Raw genomic sequence first — 15,398 nt, forward strand, 5'->3', positions numbered from 1 at the left:
TCTGCGTTAAGATCATGTTTTAAATGGTAAAGCGAACATTATCAACAGATCTAGCCGTTACTAGTAGTAAGAGTAATAAAAGATCTCTTTAAAAGATCCTTTATATTATTAGAGATCACCCACTTAGATCTTGAGCACTGTTTAATCATTTATCTTCTCTAAATTTCTAGGTAGAATACGCTCCCTTTACAAAGTTTTGCTGGTCGATTAAGTAGGATCCCATAAATGATTTTTCACGAACGTTTTGATGTTATTGTTGTAGGTGGTGGACATGCAGGTACTGAAGCTGCATTAGCATCTGCTCGCATGGGCATGAATACCCTATTGCTAACTCATAATATGGATACCCTTGGTCAAATGTCTTGTAATCCGGCAATTGGCGGTATTGGTAAAGGCCATTTAGTTAAAGAGATCGATGCACTTGGTGGTGCAATGGCTCAGGCTATTGATAAAGGCGGTATTCAATTTCGTACTTTAAATTCTTCTAAAGGCCCTGCTGTACGTGCTACACGTGCTCAAGCTGACCGTGCTTTGTATAAAGCAGCTATTCAACACACTTTACAACATCAAGAAAACTTAAAGATCTTCCAACAATCATGTGACGATCTAATCGTTGAAGGTGATCGAGTAATCGGTGTTGTAACGCAAATGGGTCTACGTTTTAGTGCGCCTTCTGTGGTTCTTACCGTAGGTACTTTCTTAGGTGGTCAGATCCATATAGGTTTAGAGAACTTCAAAGGCGGTCGTGCAGGTGATCCACCTTCAATTGCACTTGCAGAGCGATTACGTGAATTACCTTTCCGTGTTGATCGTTTAAAAACAGGCACGCCTCCTCGTATTGATGCGCGAACTGTTGACTTTAGCAAGATGCAAGAACAGCCTGGTGATACCCCTACGCCTGTATTCTCATTTATGGGTAAACAATCGGATCACCCACAGCAGATCCCGTGTTACATCACTTATACAAATGAAAAAACACATGATGTGATCCGCAATAACTTACATCGCTCACCTATGTATTCAGGTGTAATTGAAGGTATTGGTCCACGTTACTGCCCTTCAATCGAAGATAAGATCGTACGTTTTGCTGATAAAGACAAACATCAAATCTTTGTTGAGCCTGAAGGTTTAACATCATACGAATTATATCCAAATGGTATTTCAACGAGCTTACCGTTTGATGTACAGCTTGAAATTGTGCAATCAATCACTGGTTTTGAAAATGCACATATTTGTCGTCCTGGTTATGCTATTGAGTATGACTTCTTTGATCCGCGCGACTTAAAGCAATCATTAGAAACTAAGTTTATTAATGGTTTATTCTTCGCAGGCCAAATCAATGGTACAACCGGTTACGAAGAAGCCGGCGCGCAAGGTTTAATTGCGGGTATGAACGCCGCATTACAAGTACAAGGTAAAGAGTCTTGGACACCTCGTCGTGATGAAGCATACACAGGTGTACTCATTGACGACCTAGCAACATTAGGTACTAAAGAACCGTACCGTATGTTTACTAGCCGTGCTGAATACCGTTTATTACTTCGTGAAGATAATGCCGACATTCGTTTAACTGAAAAAGGTCGTGAACTAGGCTTAGTTGACGATGCTCGTTGGGCTGCATTTAACGAAAAAATGGAAATCATCGAAAAAGAAACGCAACGTTTAAAAGAAACATGGATCCACAAAGATCACGTTGCTGTTGATCAAGTAAACGCGTTATTAAAAACACCACTGACTCGTGAAGCGAGCCTTGAAGATCTGATCCGCCGTCCTGAAATTCGTTATAACGATTTAATGGCGATCGATGGTTTAGGTTCTAAGTTTGATAATCAAGCTGCACTTGAGCAAGTTGAGATCCATACTAAGTACGCAGGCTATATTGCTCGTCAGCAAGATGAGATCAATAAGCAGCTACGTCATGAACAAACTGTATTACCAAAAGACTTTGATTATTCAACTGTTTCTGGTTTATCAAATGAGGTTATCGCAAAGCTTACTGATAGTCGTCCAGATACAATTGGCCAAGCGTCACGTATTTCAGGTATCACCCCTGCTGCTATTTCGCTATTATTAGTCTATCTGAAAAAGCAAGGCTTACTGCGCAAGACTGCGTAGTTGGTGAGGAATACAGTGTTACAACAACAATTAACTTCGCTGTTAGCGCAAACTGATATTGCGCTAACAGAAAAACAGCAACAACAACTTGTGCAATATGTTGAATTATTAGACAAGTGGAACAAAGCGTATAACTTAACCTCTGTTCGTTTACCTGAAGAAATGATGGTTAAACATATTATGGATAGCTTAGTTGTTGCACCACACCTTAAAGGCAAACATTACATTGATGTAGGTACCGGTCCTGGTTTACCGGGTATCGTATTAGCTATCGCTTTACCTGATACACAATTTGTGTTGTTAGATAGTTTAGGAAAACGCGTACGCTTTTTGATGCAGGTAAAACATGCACTTGGCCTTGAAAATGTAACCCCAGTGCAGTCTAGAGTTGAAGAATATCAACCAAGTGTTAAATTAGATGGTGTATTAAGTCGTGCATTCGCCTCTTTACAAGATATGGTTGACTGGTGTGCGCACTTGATTGATCATTCAGGTAAATTTATCGCCTTAAAAGGCGTATTTCCGAGCGAAGAACTAGACTCATTACCTAAAGGTATTAAGTTTGATGAAAAAATCAGCTTGGAAGTACCTGAGTTAGATGCGCAAAGACATCTAATCATTCTATCTAAAGACTAGGGATCAGAGCACTGTGGCAAAAGTCATCGCATTAGCAAACCAAAAAGGTGGTGTTGGTAAAACAACCACCGCTGTGAATCTCGCGGCATCGATGGCCGCGACGAAGCGTAAAGTGTTATTAATCGATCTTGATCCGCAAGGAAACGCTACCATGGGTAGTGGTGTCGATAAATACGGTGATGTTGCGACTATTTATGATTTATTGATTGAAGAAACACCAATCGATGAAGTGATCAATAAAGAAACCTCAGGTGAGTATCACTTAATTGCTGCTAATGGCGATGTGACTGCCGCTGAAGTTAAACTAATGGAATTGTTTGCTCGTGAAGTGCGTTTACGTAATGCGCTTGAACAAATTCAAGACCAATACGATTTCATTTTTATCGACTGCCCGCCTTCACTTAACATGCTTACTGTTAATGCAATGGCTGCCGCAGATTCGATTTTAGTTCCGATGCAATGTGAGTATTATGCCCTTGAAGGTTTAACGGCATTAATGGATACCATTACGCAGCTATCTAAGCTAGTAAACCCAGCGTTAACAATTGAAGGGATTTTGCGCACCATGTATGATCCGCGCAATCGCCTTGCAAATGATGTATCAGAACAACTCAAACAACATTTTGGCGATAAAGTATATCGTACCGTTATCCCACGTAATGTCCGTTTAGCAGAAGCGCCGAGTTTTGGTGCCCCTGCCATGTATTATGACCGTGCATCAAGTGGTGCTAAAGCTTACTTAGCCCTAGCCGGCGAAATGTTACGTAGAAAAGAGAAAACATCTTCAGCAGTAGCCTAACTTCGAGGTAAAAAAATAACATGTCTGCTAAAAAACGCGGTTTAGGCCGAGGACTCGACGCTTTATTAAGTTCATCAAAACCTGCCCCAAGTGCAAATAATCAGCAACAAGCGACAGCAACACCAGAGCAAGTCTCTGAAGTTGTTGCAGAGCAAAGCAAAGGTGAGCTGCAAAAATTAGCGATTGAGTTTTTACAATCGGGTAAATATCAACCGCGTAAAGACATGTCTGAAGAAGCGCTAGAAGAGTTAGCCAGCTCAATTCGTGCTCAAGGCATCATTCAGCCAATTGTTGTGCGCCAAATTGGTGCAGACAAATATGAAATTATTGCTGGTGAACGTCGTTGGCGTGCTGCTCAACTTGCAAAATTAGATGCTGTTCCATGTATCATCAAAGATGTACCAGATGAAGCAGCCGTTGCAATCGCATTGATTGAAAATATCCAACGTGAAGACCTAAACGCGATGGAAGAAGCGATTGCATTGAATCGTTTACTTAACGAATTTGAACTCACTCATCAACAAGTCGCCGAAGCTGTTGGTAAATCGCGTACGACTGTGACTAATTTACTACGTCTAAATAATCTTAATGAAGATGTTAAAATCTTGTTAGAGCATGGCGACATCGAAATGGGTCATGCACGTTGTTTATTGGCACTTGAAGGCGAAGCGCAGTCAGATGCTGCTAGATTAGCCGTTGCTAAAGCGTTGACTGTTCGTGAAACTGAGAAATTAGTTCGCTCTATCTTAGAACCAGCCCCGAAAAAAGAAGTGCAAGAAAAAGATCCGGATGTCAAACAGTTAGAACAAAAACTTGCTGAAAATTTAGGCGCCAAAGTAGAAATAAACTACAATAAAAAAGGCAAAGGCAAACTGGTTATCTCTTATACAACTCTTGATGAGTTGGATGGCATTTTAAGCCGTATAAATTAAGACTATTCCCGTCATTAATTAATAACATGTCCAAAAAGAGACATTTGTGGTGTTTTTGCACTACAAAGGGTCGACTCAAGTTGCAAAACTGGTAGGAATCAGTATAATTTCGCCAGTTTTCATACCCTGACAATTTAACGTTCTAAAGGTTAACAAAACGTGACTAATAGGTTAGCAAGGCCGTATAGGCTTGCCGCATTTAAATTAATTTGTCTTCAGGGTATCGTAGCATTAATCGCTGCAGTAATTGTTTTTATAGGTTGGGGAGTCAATGCCGGCCAGTCAGCGCTTGCTGGCGGAGCTGTTGCACTACTCCCTAATTTTGTATTTGCTGTCTATGCATTCCGTTATATGGGTGCAAGTCGAGTAAATCAAGTGTATGCCTCGCTAAAGCGCGGCAACGGATTAAAATTTATGCTAACAATCGTTTTGTTTGCACTGATACTGAAGTCTTACACGGTCGTTTTATTACCGTTTTTCTGTGTTTATGTATTGGTGTTATTTAGCGGATTGTTTGCGCCCGTTTTTTTTAATCATTAACTTTTGGGATATAACATGGCTGCAGAAGAAGTAACTCTATCAAGCCATATTCAGCACCACTTAACTAACGCTAAGATGTGCTCGACCGACGCTGGTCTTGCCTTCAACAAAGCGTGTGCAGACAGTGGTTTCTGGACATGGAATATAGATACCCTCGCATGGTCAATCGGTCTAGGTCTTGTATTTTTATGGATCTTCCGTAGTGCCGCTAAGAAAGCAAATACCGGTGTACCTGGTAAATTTCAGTGTTTCATTGAAATGATCGTTGAGTTCGTTGGCGACAACGTACGTGACACATACCACGGTAAAAGCGCATTAATCGCTCCATTAGCTCTAACGATTTTCGTTTGGGTGTTCTTAATGAATTTAATGGACTTGATTCCGGTTGATTTCCTACCTGCATTCGCTGGCTTCGTTGGCGAGCAAGCATTTGGTATGGATTCTCACGACGTTTACATGAAGATTGTACCTACTACAGACATCAACATGACTGCTGCACTTGCTATTGGTGTATTCATTCTGATGATCGGTTACGCAATCAAAATCAAAGGGATTGGCGGATTCTTAGCTGAATTAACGCTTCACCCGTTTAGCTCTAATAACAAGCTAGCGATGGTGTTCTTAATCCCATGTAACTTATTACTAGAAACAATCGCTTTAGTTGCTAAGCCGTTCTCGTTAGCACTGCGTTTATTCGGTAACTTATATGCTGGTGAGTTGATTTTCATCTTGATCGGCGCAGTTGGTTTAATGCAACTACCGTTGCACTTTATTTGGGCTGTATTCCACATCTTAGTAATCGTACTGCAAGCATTCGTATTCATGATGCTTACAATCGTATACCTAAGCATGGCAAGCTCAGATAATCACTAATTTTTTACACTTTTAAATTTTAACTTTAATTTACAATTGAAACTTTGGAGAAAAAAATGGAACTAATGATTGGTCTTAAGTACATCGCTGTTGCTCTACTTATCGGCTTCGGTGCAATCGGTACTGCTATCGGCTTCGGTAACATGGGTGGTAAATTCCTAGAAGCTTGTGCACGTCAACCTGAACTTGCACCTTCATTACAAGTTAAGATGTTCATCCTTGCTGGTCTAATCGATGCCGTAGCTATGATCGGTGTTGGTATCGCAATGGTATTGTTGTTCGTACTTTAATATTATTTTTTGAACAGCTTACTATTTTAAGGAGGAGCGGTCGTGAACTTAACAGCCACTCTTATCGGTGAATTAATTGCATTTACGGTTTTCGTACTTTTCTGTATGAAATACGTATGGCCACCACTAAATGGTGCAATTGAAGCTCGCCAGAAGAAAATCGAAGATGGTTTAGCTGCCTCTGATAGAGCCGAAAAAGACTTAGAACTTGCGCAAAAGAAAGCTGCTGAGCAGCTTAAAGAGGCAAAAGCTCAAGCGGCTGATATCATTGAACAAGCTAAAAAGCGTGCCACGCTAATCGTTGACGAAGAAACTGTTCGTGGTCAACAAGAGCGTGAAAAAATTATTGCTCAAGGGCACTCTGAAATCGAAGCAGAGCGTAACCGTGTAACAGAAGAACTACGTAAACAAGTAGCGACGCTGGCAGTGGTTGGTGCTGAGAAGATTTTAGAGCGCGAAATCAATCAAGCCGCACACAGTGACATCGTTGAAAAACTTGTCGCTGAGCTGTAATTAGGAGGGTATGAGCATGTCTGAATTGGCTACTATCGCTCGCCCATACGCTAAAGCGGCTTTTGAACTTGCCGTTGAAAAAGGCACTGTTGAAAGTTGGAACGACATGCTGTTCTTTGCTGGCCACGTTGCCAGCAACGAGCAAGCCGCTGCCGCGCTAGCTGGATTGCCTACTGCTACTGAACAAGCAGATCTGTTTATCAAGATCTGTGCAGAGCAGCTCAACGAACAAGGTCAGAACCTAATCAAGGTGATGGCTGAAAATGGACGTTTAGTTGCACTGCCTGCTGTTGCTGAGTTATTCGCTGAATTTAAAGCGGACTACGACAAAGAAATCGACGTTGACGTGATTTCTGCAACACCGCTTGCTGCTGAGCAGCAAGCAACATTGGTAGCGGCACTTGAAAAACGTTTCGCACGCAAAGTTAAGCTGAATTGTAGTGAAGATACTACAGTTGTTGGCGGTCTTATCATTAAGGCGGGTGACACTGTAATCGACGGCTCAGTACGTGGCAAATTAGCCCGCTTAGCTACATCACTACAATCGTAATTGGGAAAAAGAGCATGCAACTTAATTCCACTGAAATTTCAGATCTGATCAAACAACGTATTGAGCAGTTCGAAGTTGTAAGTGAAGCTCGTAACGAAGGTACTATCGTATCTGTTACTGACGGTATCATCCGCATCCACGGTCTTGCTGACTGTATGCAAGGTGAGATGATCGAGCTTCCTGGCAACCGTTATGCTATCGCACTAAACCTTGAGCGTGACTCAGTAGGTGCTGTAGTAATGGGTCCTTACGCTGACCTTAAAGAAGGCGTAAAAGTTAAATCAACTGGTCGTATCCTAGAGGTTCCTGTTGGTCGTGGTCTACTTGGTCGTGTTGTTAACACACTAGGTGCACCTATCGACGGTAAAGGCGCTTTAGATAACGACGGTTTTGAACCTGTTGAGAAAATCGCACCAGGCGTTATCGAACGTCAATCAGTAGATGAGCCAGTACAAACTGGTTATAAATCTATCGATGCGATGATCCCAGTAGGTCGTGGTCAACGTGAGCTTGTGATCGGTGACCGCCAAACTGGTAAAACTGCATTAGCAATCGATGCTATCATCAACCAAAAAGGTACAGGCGTTAAGTGTGTGTACGTTGCAGTTGGTCAAAAAGCATCTACTATCGCTAACGTAGTACGTAAATTAGAAGAGCACGGTGCATTAGAAAACACGATTGTTGTTGTTGCATCTGCTTCTGAATCTGCGGCACTTCAGTACCTAGCACCATTCTCTGGTTGTACTATGGGTGAATACTTCCGTGACCGTGGTGAAGACGCGCTAATCGTATATGATGATTTATCTAAGCAAGCTGTTGCTTACCGTCAAATCTCATTACTACTTAAGCGTCCACCAGGCCGTGAAGCATACCCAGGTGACGTATTCTACCTTCACTCACGTCTTCTAGAGCGTGCATCACGTGTAAACGCTGATTACGTTGAGAAGTTCACTAATGGTGAAGTGAAAGGTAAAACAGGTTCATTGACGGCATTGCCAATCATTGAAACTCAAGGCGGCGACGTTTCTGCGTTCGTACCGACAAACGTTATCTCTATCACCGATGGTCAGATCTTCTTAGAAACTGACTTATTCAACTCAGGTATCCGTCCAGCTGTTAACGCTGGTATCTCGGTATCTCGTGTTGGTGGTGCAGCGCAAACTAAAATCGTTAAGAAACTAGGTGGTGGTATCCGTCTAGCGTTAGCTCAGTACCGTGAATTAGCTGCGTTCTCGCAGTTCGCGTCTGACCTTGACGATGCAACACGTGCTCAATTAGAGCATGGTGAGCGCGTAACAGAGCTAATGAAGCAGAAACAGTACGCACCAATGTCTGTTGCTGAAATGTCTCTGTCGCTATTTGCTGCTGAAAAAGGCTACCTAAAAGACATCGAAATCGCGAAAATCATGGATTTCGAAGCTGGCCTAATTTCTTATGCAAACAGCACATACGCAGAGCTAATGGCTCAAATCAATGAAACTGGTAACTACAACGCTGAGATTGAAGCTCAACTTAAAGAACTTCTAGAGAAGTTCAAGTCGACGCAAACTTGGTAATTTAGTTATGAATGGTGAGCTTTAGGCAACTAAAGCCCACCTGATTCGGAGAGAGAGTCATGGCCAGCGGAAAAGAGATTAAAAGCAAGATCGGGAGTATCAAGAATACTCAAAAGATCACCAGCGCAATGGAAATGGTTGCTGCGTCTAAAATGAAAAAAGCGCAGGAACGTGTGGCGTCAAGCCGTCCATACGCTGAAAACTTACGCCAAGTGATTGGTCGTGTTGCTCAAGCAAATCTTGATTTTACTCACCCTTTCTTAGAAGAGCGTGAAGTAAAACGAGTTGGTTATATTGTTATCTCTACTGACCGTGGTCTATGTGGTGGCTTGAACTCAAACGAGTTCAAAAAAGTTGCCCTAGATGTTAAAGCGTGGAAAGAAAAAGGCGTTGAAGCTGAATTTACTACTTTAGGTAGCAAAGCAGCTGGCTTTTTCCAACGTTTTGGCGGTAAGTTAGTCGCTAAAAAAGCGAACTTAGGAGATACACCTTCACTACAAGACGTTATTGGTCCTGTAAAGACAATGCTAGATGCATACTCTGAAGGTAAAATTGACCGCTTATACGTAGTATTTAACAAGTTCGTTAATACTATGAAGCAAGAGCCAACAATCGATCAGTTACTCCCTTTGCCAAAAGCTGAAGAAGAAGTATCTCAACATTCTTGGGATTACTTATATGAGCCAAACCCAGAAGCGATTTTAGAAGCTCTGTTAGTACGCTTTATTGAGTCTCAAGTATACCAAGGTGTAGTTGAGAACGCTGCCTCTGAACAGGCTGCCCGTATGGTTGCAATGAAAGCTGCAACTGATAACGCTGGCGACCTTATGGATGAGTTACAGCTTGTTTATAACAAGGCTCGTCAAGCTGCAATCACACAAGAAATTAGTGAGATTGTTGGCGGTTCGGCAGCAGTTTAACGCTTCGGCAAAGTTTAATGAGAGGAATAGACATGAGTTTAGGTAAGGTCGTCCAAATTATCGGCGCCGTTGTGGATATCGAATTTCCACAAGACAACGTGCCAGCCGTATATGACGCACTAAAAGTAACAGATGGCGACTTAGCTGGTTTAACTTTAGAAGTTCAACAACAGCTAGGTGGCGGTGTGGTACGTGGTATCGCACTTGGTACTACTGACGGTTTACGTCGTGGTACTGCAGTAGAAGGTACAGGTCAGCCAATCCACGTTCCAGTAGGTACGAAGACACTAGGTCGTATCATGGACGTATTAGGTAACCCTATTGATGAAGCTGGTCCAATTGGTGAAGAAGAGCGTATGTCTATTCACCGTGCAGCACCTTCTTATGAAGAACAATCAAGTTCAGTAGAACTTTTAGAGACTGGTATCAAGGTAATCGACCTTGTATGTCCATTCGCTAAAGGTGGTAAAGTTGGTCTATTCGGTGGTGCCGGTGTTGGTAAAACCGTAAACATGATGGAACTTATCCGTAACATCGCAATCGAGCACAGCGGTTACTCAGTATTCGCAGGTGTTGGTGAGCGTACTCGTGAGGGTAATGACTTCTACCATGAGATGAACGACTCAAACGTACTAGATAAAGTATCTCTAGTATACGGTCAAATGAATGAGCCACCGGGTAACCGTTTACGCGTAGCGTTAACTGGTCTTACTATGGCTGAGAAGTTCCGTGACGAAGGTCGTGACGTACTTTTCTTCGTTGATAACATCTACCGTTATACTCTAGCGGGTACAGAGGTATCAGCACTTCTAGGTCGTATGCCTTCAGCAGTAGGTTACCAACCAACTCTTGCTGAAGAAATGGGTGTACTTCAAGAGCGTATCGCATCTACTAAGACGGGTTCAATCACTTCAATCCAAGCGGTATACGTACCTGCGGATGACTTAACTGACCCATCTCCAGCAACAACGTTTGCTCACTTAGATGCAACAGTAGTACTTTCTCGTGATATCGCTTCACTTGGTATCTACCCTGCGGTAGACCCACTTGATTCATCTTCACGTCAACTTGACCCACTAGTAATCGGTCAAGAGCACTACGATACTGCGCGTGGCGTTCAAACAGTTCTTCAACGTTATAAAGAACTTAAAGACATCATCGCAATCCTAGGTATGGACGAGCTTTCTGACGAAGATAAGCAAGTTGTATCTCGTGCACGTAAAATCCAGCGTTTCCTATCTCAGCCGTTCTTCGTTGCTGAAGTATTCACAGGCGCGCCTGGTAAATACGTGTCACTTAAAGACACAATTGCTGGCTTCAAAGGTATCTTAAACGGTGAGTTTGATGATATGCCAGAGCAAGCGTTCTACATGGTTGGCTCTATTGAAGAAGCTCAAGAAAAAGCCAAAAGCATGTAATTAGGAGGGTAGTATGGCGGCTATGACTGTACATCTTGACGTAGTAAGCGCAGAAGAGAGCTTGTTCTCTGGTCTGGTTGAATCGATTCAAGTGAGTGGTAGTGAAGGTGACCTTGGTGTTAACTATGGTCACGCTCCATTATTAACTGCCCTAAAACCTGGTATGGTACGTTTAGTTAAGCAATTTGGTCACGAAGACGTGATGTATATTGCTGGCGGCACGCTAGAAGTTCAACCTGATCGCATCACGATTCTTGCAGATACTGCAGTACGTGGTGAAGACCTAGACGAGCAAGCGGCTGAAAAAGCTAAACGTGATGCTGAAGAGCAAATGGCGAATACGTCAACTGCTGAGTTAGATTATCAACAAGCTGCAGTACAGCTTGCTGAAGCAATCGCTCAACTTCGCGTAATTCAACAATTACGTAAAAAGTAAGCCTACTCGGTTTTCGAAAAGCCCACTTAACGTGGGCTTTTTTGTGTCTAAAATTCACTGTTTTATACCCTATTCTGATCATTGTACTTATAACCTGCACTTTTCCCCGCTACAATGTGTTAATTGATAATGAGCTAAGCTTTTATACAAGGTTCTTTCCTTCAAGCTAGGATTGAGTATTTGCACATGATGTGACTTGCGCAACTTTGCATGTTTATAGCTAAATTCATTACGTCCCACTAAAACAAAGAAAGAAGGATATTGTTTTAATGTCTCTGACTACCGTTATTCTCGCTGCGGGTAAAGGCACCCGTATGCGCTCTGCTCTACCTAAGGTATTACACAAAGTTGCTGGCAAACCTATGGTTCAGCACGTTATTGATAATGCCACTGCCCTTGGCGCTCGTGAAACAAATCTTGTTTACGGTCATGGCCGTGAGCAGCTTCAAGAAGCCCTATCGCACAACCAAGTAAACTGGGTATTACAAGAAGAACAACTCGGTACAGGTCATGCTGTCGCTGTTGCTAAAGAACACATTGCCGATGATGACACCGTATTAATTCTCTATGGTGATGTGCCACTAACAAGACGCGCAACCTTAGAAAAGCTTCTTGCTGCGACTCCAGAAAAAGGCTTAGCAGTATTAACGGTTACCTTAGATGACCCATCAGGTTATGGCCGAATGATCCGTGAAAATGGCAAGCTAGTAGGTATTATCGAACAAAAAGATGCTTCACCTGAGCAACTTGCGATTAAAGAAATCAATACCGGTATTATGGCTGCTAATGGTGCGCTACTTAAACGCTGGTTAGGTAACCTATCTAACAATAACGCCCAAGGTGAATATTACTTAACAGATATTGTGGCGATGGCACACAGTGAAGGTGTTGAAATTACTTCTGCACAGCCTGAGCATCCGATGGAAGTTGAAGGTGCTAATAATCGCGTACAACTTTCAGCGCTTGAACGTGCATATCAAGCATGGCAAGCAGAAGAGCTAATGCTAAACGGCGCAACACTTGCTGATCCTGCTCGTATTGATGTACGTGGTGAAGTAACGACTGGCGAAGACGTACTGATCGACGTTAATGTTATTTTCGAAGGTAAAGTAACGCTTGGTAATAACGTACAAATTGGCCCAAATTGCGTACTTAAAGATTGTACTATCGGCGATAACGTTGTTATTAAAGCTAACTCACTAGTTGAAGAAGCCAGTGTTGCTGCTAAATGTACTTTAGGTCCTTATGCCCGCCTTCGCCCTGGTGCGATTATGGAAGAAGACTCACACATTGGTAACTTCGTTGAGATGAAAAAGACTCGCTTAGGCAAAGGCTCAAAAGCAAACCACCTAACCTACTTAGGCGACACTGAAGTTGGCGAAAAAGTTAATATTGGCGCAGGTACTATTACTTGTAACTATGATGGCGTAAATAAATCAAAAACCATTATTGGAGATAACGCCTTTATCGGTTCTAACTCATCACTGGTGGCCCCTGTTAATATTGGCTCAATGGCAACGATTGGCGCAGGCTCTGTTATCACTAATACTGTTGAAGATGAGCAGCTTGCAGTCGCTCGTGGTAAACAACGTAACCTTACTGGTTGGAAGCGCCCAACTAAAAAGTAATGAGCTACCCTACTAATTTATAAATAAAAAGCGAGTTTATACTCGCTTTTTTTATGACTAAATTTTGTTCTCATAAAAGTGCCATATAGTTGTAATGCCTGCGTGTTGTAATTGCCTCAATACAACTCCAAGGAAAAATAATAATGTTAAAAAGATCAATTATTGCGCTATCACTTTTAACCATTCTTTCTGGCTGCTCATTAGACGGTGACGACGGCAAAGACGGCCTACAAGGTGAACAAGGTCCTGCAGGTCAAAATGGTACTAATGGAACTGATGGGGTAAATGGCACCGATGGTACAAACGGAAATGACGGAGCAAACGGTACAGATGCAAACGCTGCTTTAACTATAAATCTTATCGGCCGTGCAGTGCTGAACGCAGAAAGCCCTGAAGGTGCTGCGGAAATTGTTGCTTACCAAGCATCTAAACAACGAATATTTGCTATCAATAGTTCCGGTGATTCTGCGGTCGTTAATATCATGAAAGCCGATAGCTTTGACCGTGAAGCTTTAGTTAAAGATAACGAAGGGGTAATAAACGGCACTAATTTAAGCTCAGAGATTACCCTTGCACTTAATGAGCACAGTGTGGGCGATGCAAACAGTATCGCTATTGATGCTAATAATGAACTTTTAGCAGTCGCTATGGCTGCAAGTAATACCGGTGATGCCGGTTTAATCGCATTTTATGATATTAGTGGCGACGAGCCTCAGTTTATTAAAAATGTTACTGTAGGCGCCCTGCCCGACATGGTTACTTTTAGCCATGATGGCAATAAAGTATTGGTTGCAAATGAAGGCGAACCCAATGGTGATTACAGTATTGACCCTGAAGGCTCTATCAGCATTATTAATATCAATAATGGTGTAATTGCAGATACTGCTATTAGCCTTACTTTTTCAGCTTATAACGACAAACAAGCAGAGCTTGAAGAACTTGGGATTGTATTTGCTAACCCGACAGGTCGAACAATCAACGGTAACTTGATTAATACAACCGTAGCTATGGATTTAGAACCTGAATACATCAGCGTTTCGAAAGACAATAAGTTTGCCTACGTGTCACTACAAGAAAATAACGCCCTTGCTATCGTCAATCTTGAAGATAATAGCATCGAGCTAAAAGGCTTAGGTTTTAAGGATTGGTCTAATTTACTTTTTGATGCATCAGATAAAGACGGTGGCGTTAACTTTAAATCGTACCCTGGTCTCTATGGCATGTATCAACCAGATACTATTTTAAGCTTTACCTGGAAAGGTGCTAACTTTATTGTCACAGCGAACGAAGGTGATGCACGAGAATATTTCTTTGATACAACCGACGAAGCTGATTGTTTAGCAAAAGGCGGTCTAGATTACGATGAAGATGATGGTTGTTTATCATATATAGATGAAACCAGAGCTAAAGATTTAACACTGGCAAGCAATTTTGATTACCTGAACAATGACAACAGTGATATTGGCCGTTTAAAAGTGACCACTGTTAAAGGTGATGAAGATAATAATGGCGAATATGAATCACTCTATGCATATGGTGCGCGCTCTTTTACCATTTGGGATAGTAACGGCATGATGGTTTTTGACTCTGGCGATCAAATCTCACGCATTACTGCATCAGTTCACGGAGCAGCATTCAATAATAACGAAGATGAAAATGACGGTGATAGTCGCTCTGATGACAAAGGTGCAGAACCAGAAGCGTTAGCACTGGGTACGATTGGCGAACGTACATTTGCATTTATTGGTTTAGAGCGTATGGGTGGCATTATGGTGTTTGATATTACTAATCCATACAATGTGACATTCCAAGATTACTTTTTTAATCGTGGCCTAGAAGCTGATGCAGATATAACAGGTGATCTTGCTCCTGAAGGTATGGCATTTATACCTGCAGAACAAAGTGCAACGAATGAAGCATTGCTAGTTGTTGGTAATGAAATTTCGGGTTCAATCGCTGTTTGGGAAATTTCTACTAACTAATCCGCCTTATAAAAATAAAAAGCGACATAGCTAATTTAATGTATGTCGCTTTTTCTATGCCATTTTATCCTCACATAAATGACTGCTTTTTGAGCTAAAACCCCTCTGTAGCCCTTTATTTGTATGGTTATTGTACTAATTTGAAAATAATCAAAAAAACCTTCAAAAAGTGCTTGCGTTAATTCTTCGCATCCCTATAATGCGCATCCA

At 42.0% G+C, this 15,398-nt stretch carries 15 protein-coding genes; all 15 read left to right on the forward strand.

The genetic code is table 11. From position 1 onward, the window contains the following. Nucleotides 1-225: 225 nt before the first annotated feature. Nucleotides 226-2,115 carry a tRNA uridine-5-carboxymethylaminomethyl(34) synthesis enzyme MnmG gene (mnmG, locus tag VRK28_RS15850; protein WP_332394141.1) on the forward strand — a complete coding sequence of 630 codons (1,890 nt, stop codon included), beginning with the start codon at nucleotides 226-228 and terminating at the stop codon, nucleotides 2,113-2,115. A gap of 15 nt (nucleotides 2,116-2,130) precedes the next feature. Next, the gene (gene rsmG / locus VRK28_RS15855; RefSeq protein ID WP_054554802.1) at nucleotides 2,131-2,751 is read left to right on the forward strand and encodes a 16S rRNA (guanine(527)-N(7))-methyltransferase RsmG; all 621 of its coding nucleotides are present in this window, start codon (nucleotides 2,131-2,133) and stop codon (nucleotides 2,749-2,751) included. 13 nt (nucleotides 2,752-2,764) lie between these two features. Beyond that, the gene (locus VRK28_RS15860) at nucleotides 2,765-3,550 is read left to right on the forward strand and encodes a ParA family protein (protein WP_054554803.1); all 786 of its coding nucleotides are present in this window, start codon (nucleotides 2,765-2,767) and stop codon (nucleotides 3,548-3,550) included. Between the two features lie 20 nt (nucleotides 3,551-3,570). After that, nucleotides 3,571-4,482, forward strand: coding sequence for a ParB/RepB/Spo0J family partition protein (locus tag VRK28_RS15865; protein ID WP_054554804.1), 912 nt, complete (start codon nucleotides 3,571-3,573; stop codon nucleotides 4,480-4,482). A 159-nt stretch (nucleotides 4,483-4,641) separates the two neighbouring features. Beyond that, complete coding sequence (locus tag VRK28_RS15870; protein WP_054554805.1) at nucleotides 4,642-5,022, forward strand: ATP synthase subunit I; 381 nt, start codon at nucleotides 4,642-4,644, stop codon at nucleotides 5,020-5,022. Nucleotides 5,023-5,037: 15 nt separating this feature from the next. After that, a complete protein-coding gene (gene atpB, locus VRK28_RS15875; RefSeq protein ID WP_054554806.1) occupies nucleotides 5,038-5,895 on the forward strand; it encodes a F0F1 ATP synthase subunit A in 858 nt (285 codons plus the stop codon). A 56-nt stretch (nucleotides 5,896-5,951) separates the two neighbouring features. Further along, entirely contained in the window at nucleotides 5,952-6,185 is a 234-nt protein-coding gene (gene atpE, locus VRK28_RS15880) for a F0F1 ATP synthase subunit C (protein WP_010561330.1), read from the forward strand. 42 nt (nucleotides 6,186-6,227) lie between these two features. Beyond that, the gene (gene atpF, locus VRK28_RS15885) at nucleotides 6,228-6,698 is read left to right on the forward strand and encodes a F0F1 ATP synthase subunit B (protein WP_054554807.1); all 471 of its coding nucleotides are present in this window, start codon (nucleotides 6,228-6,230) and stop codon (nucleotides 6,696-6,698) included. Nucleotides 6,699-6,714: 16 nt separating this feature from the next. Further along, on the forward strand, nucleotides 6,715-7,248 hold the full coding sequence (gene atpH / locus VRK28_RS15890) for a F0F1 ATP synthase subunit delta (RefSeq protein ID WP_054554808.1): 534 nt from the start codon (nucleotides 6,715-6,717) through the stop codon (nucleotides 7,246-7,248). Nucleotides 7,249-7,262: 14 nt separating this feature from the next. Then, the gene (gene atpA / locus VRK28_RS15895; protein ID WP_054554809.1) at nucleotides 7,263-8,804 is read left to right on the forward strand and encodes a F0F1 ATP synthase subunit alpha; all 1,542 of its coding nucleotides are present in this window, start codon (nucleotides 7,263-7,265) and stop codon (nucleotides 8,802-8,804) included. Between the two features lie 59 nt (nucleotides 8,805-8,863). Beyond that, entirely contained in the window at nucleotides 8,864-9,724 is an 861-nt protein-coding gene (atpG, locus tag VRK28_RS15900) for a F0F1 ATP synthase subunit gamma (protein ID WP_054554810.1), read from the forward strand. 32 nt (nucleotides 9,725-9,756) lie between these two features. Beyond that, complete coding sequence (atpD, locus tag VRK28_RS15905; RefSeq protein WP_054554811.1) at nucleotides 9,757-11,142, forward strand: F0F1 ATP synthase subunit beta; 1,386 nt, start codon at nucleotides 9,757-9,759, stop codon at nucleotides 11,140-11,142. 13 nt (nucleotides 11,143-11,155) lie between these two features. Further along, nucleotides 11,156-11,578, forward strand: a complete 423-nt coding sequence (locus tag VRK28_RS15910) for a F0F1 ATP synthase subunit epsilon (RefSeq protein WP_054554812.1) — start codon at nucleotides 11,156-11,158, stop codon at nucleotides 11,576-11,578. Nucleotides 11,579-11,847: 269 nt separating this feature from the next. Then, a complete protein-coding gene (glmU, locus tag VRK28_RS15915; protein ID WP_332394142.1) occupies nucleotides 11,848-13,206 on the forward strand; it encodes a bifunctional UDP-N-acetylglucosamine diphosphorylase/glucosamine-1-phosphate N-acetyltransferase GlmU in 1,359 nt (452 codons plus the stop codon). Between the two features lie 143 nt (nucleotides 13,207-13,349). Continuing rightward, entirely contained in the window at nucleotides 13,350-15,188 is a 1,839-nt protein-coding gene (locus VRK28_RS15920) for a choice-of-anchor I family protein (protein ID WP_332394143.1), read from the forward strand. Nucleotides 15,189-15,398 lie beyond the last annotated feature (210 nt).

The organism is Pseudoalteromonas sp. P80D2 (assembly GCF_036680945.1).
Lineage (GTDB): Bacteria > Pseudomonadota > Gammaproteobacteria > Enterobacterales > Alteromonadaceae > Pseudoalteromonas > Pseudoalteromonas shioyasakiensis.

Bases quoted from the DNA above. Each gene is read 5' to 3' on its own strand.
- mnmG (WP_332394141.1), top strand. From the start codon at position 226: ATGATTTTTCACGAACGTTTTGATGTTATTGTTGTAGGTGGTGGACAT.
- VRK28_RS15865 (WP_054554804.1), top strand. From the start codon at position 3,571: ATGTCTGCTAAAAAACGCGGTTTAGGCCGAGGACTCGACGCTTTATTA.
- atpB (WP_054554806.1), top strand. From the start codon at position 5,038: ATGGCTGCAGAAGAAGTAACTCTATCAAGCCATATTCAGCACCACTTA.
- atpE (WP_010561330.1), top strand. From the start codon at position 5,952: ATGGAACTAATGATTGGTCTTAAGTACATCGCTGTTGCTCTACTTATC.
- atpH (WP_054554808.1), top strand. From the start codon at position 6,715: ATGTCTGAATTGGCTACTATCGCTCGCCCATACGCTAAAGCGGCTTTT.
- atpA (WP_054554809.1), top strand. From the start codon at position 7,263: ATGCAACTTAATTCCACTGAAATTTCAGATCTGATCAAACAACGTATT.
- atpG (WP_054554810.1), top strand. From the start codon at position 8,864: ATGGCCAGCGGAAAAGAGATTAAAAGCAAGATCGGGAGTATCAAGAAT.
- atpD (WP_054554811.1), top strand. From the start codon at position 9,757: ATGAGTTTAGGTAAGGTCGTCCAAATTATCGGCGCCGTTGTGGATATC.
- VRK28_RS15910 (WP_054554812.1), top strand. From the start codon at position 11,156: ATGGCGGCTATGACTGTACATCTTGACGTAGTAAGCGCAGAAGAGAGC.
- glmU (WP_332394142.1), top strand. From the start codon at position 11,848: ATGTCTCTGACTACCGTTATTCTCGCTGCGGGTAAAGGCACCCGTATG.
- VRK28_RS15920 (WP_332394143.1), top strand. From the start codon at position 13,350: ATGTTAAAAAGATCAATTATTGCGCTATCACTTTTAACCATTCTTTCT.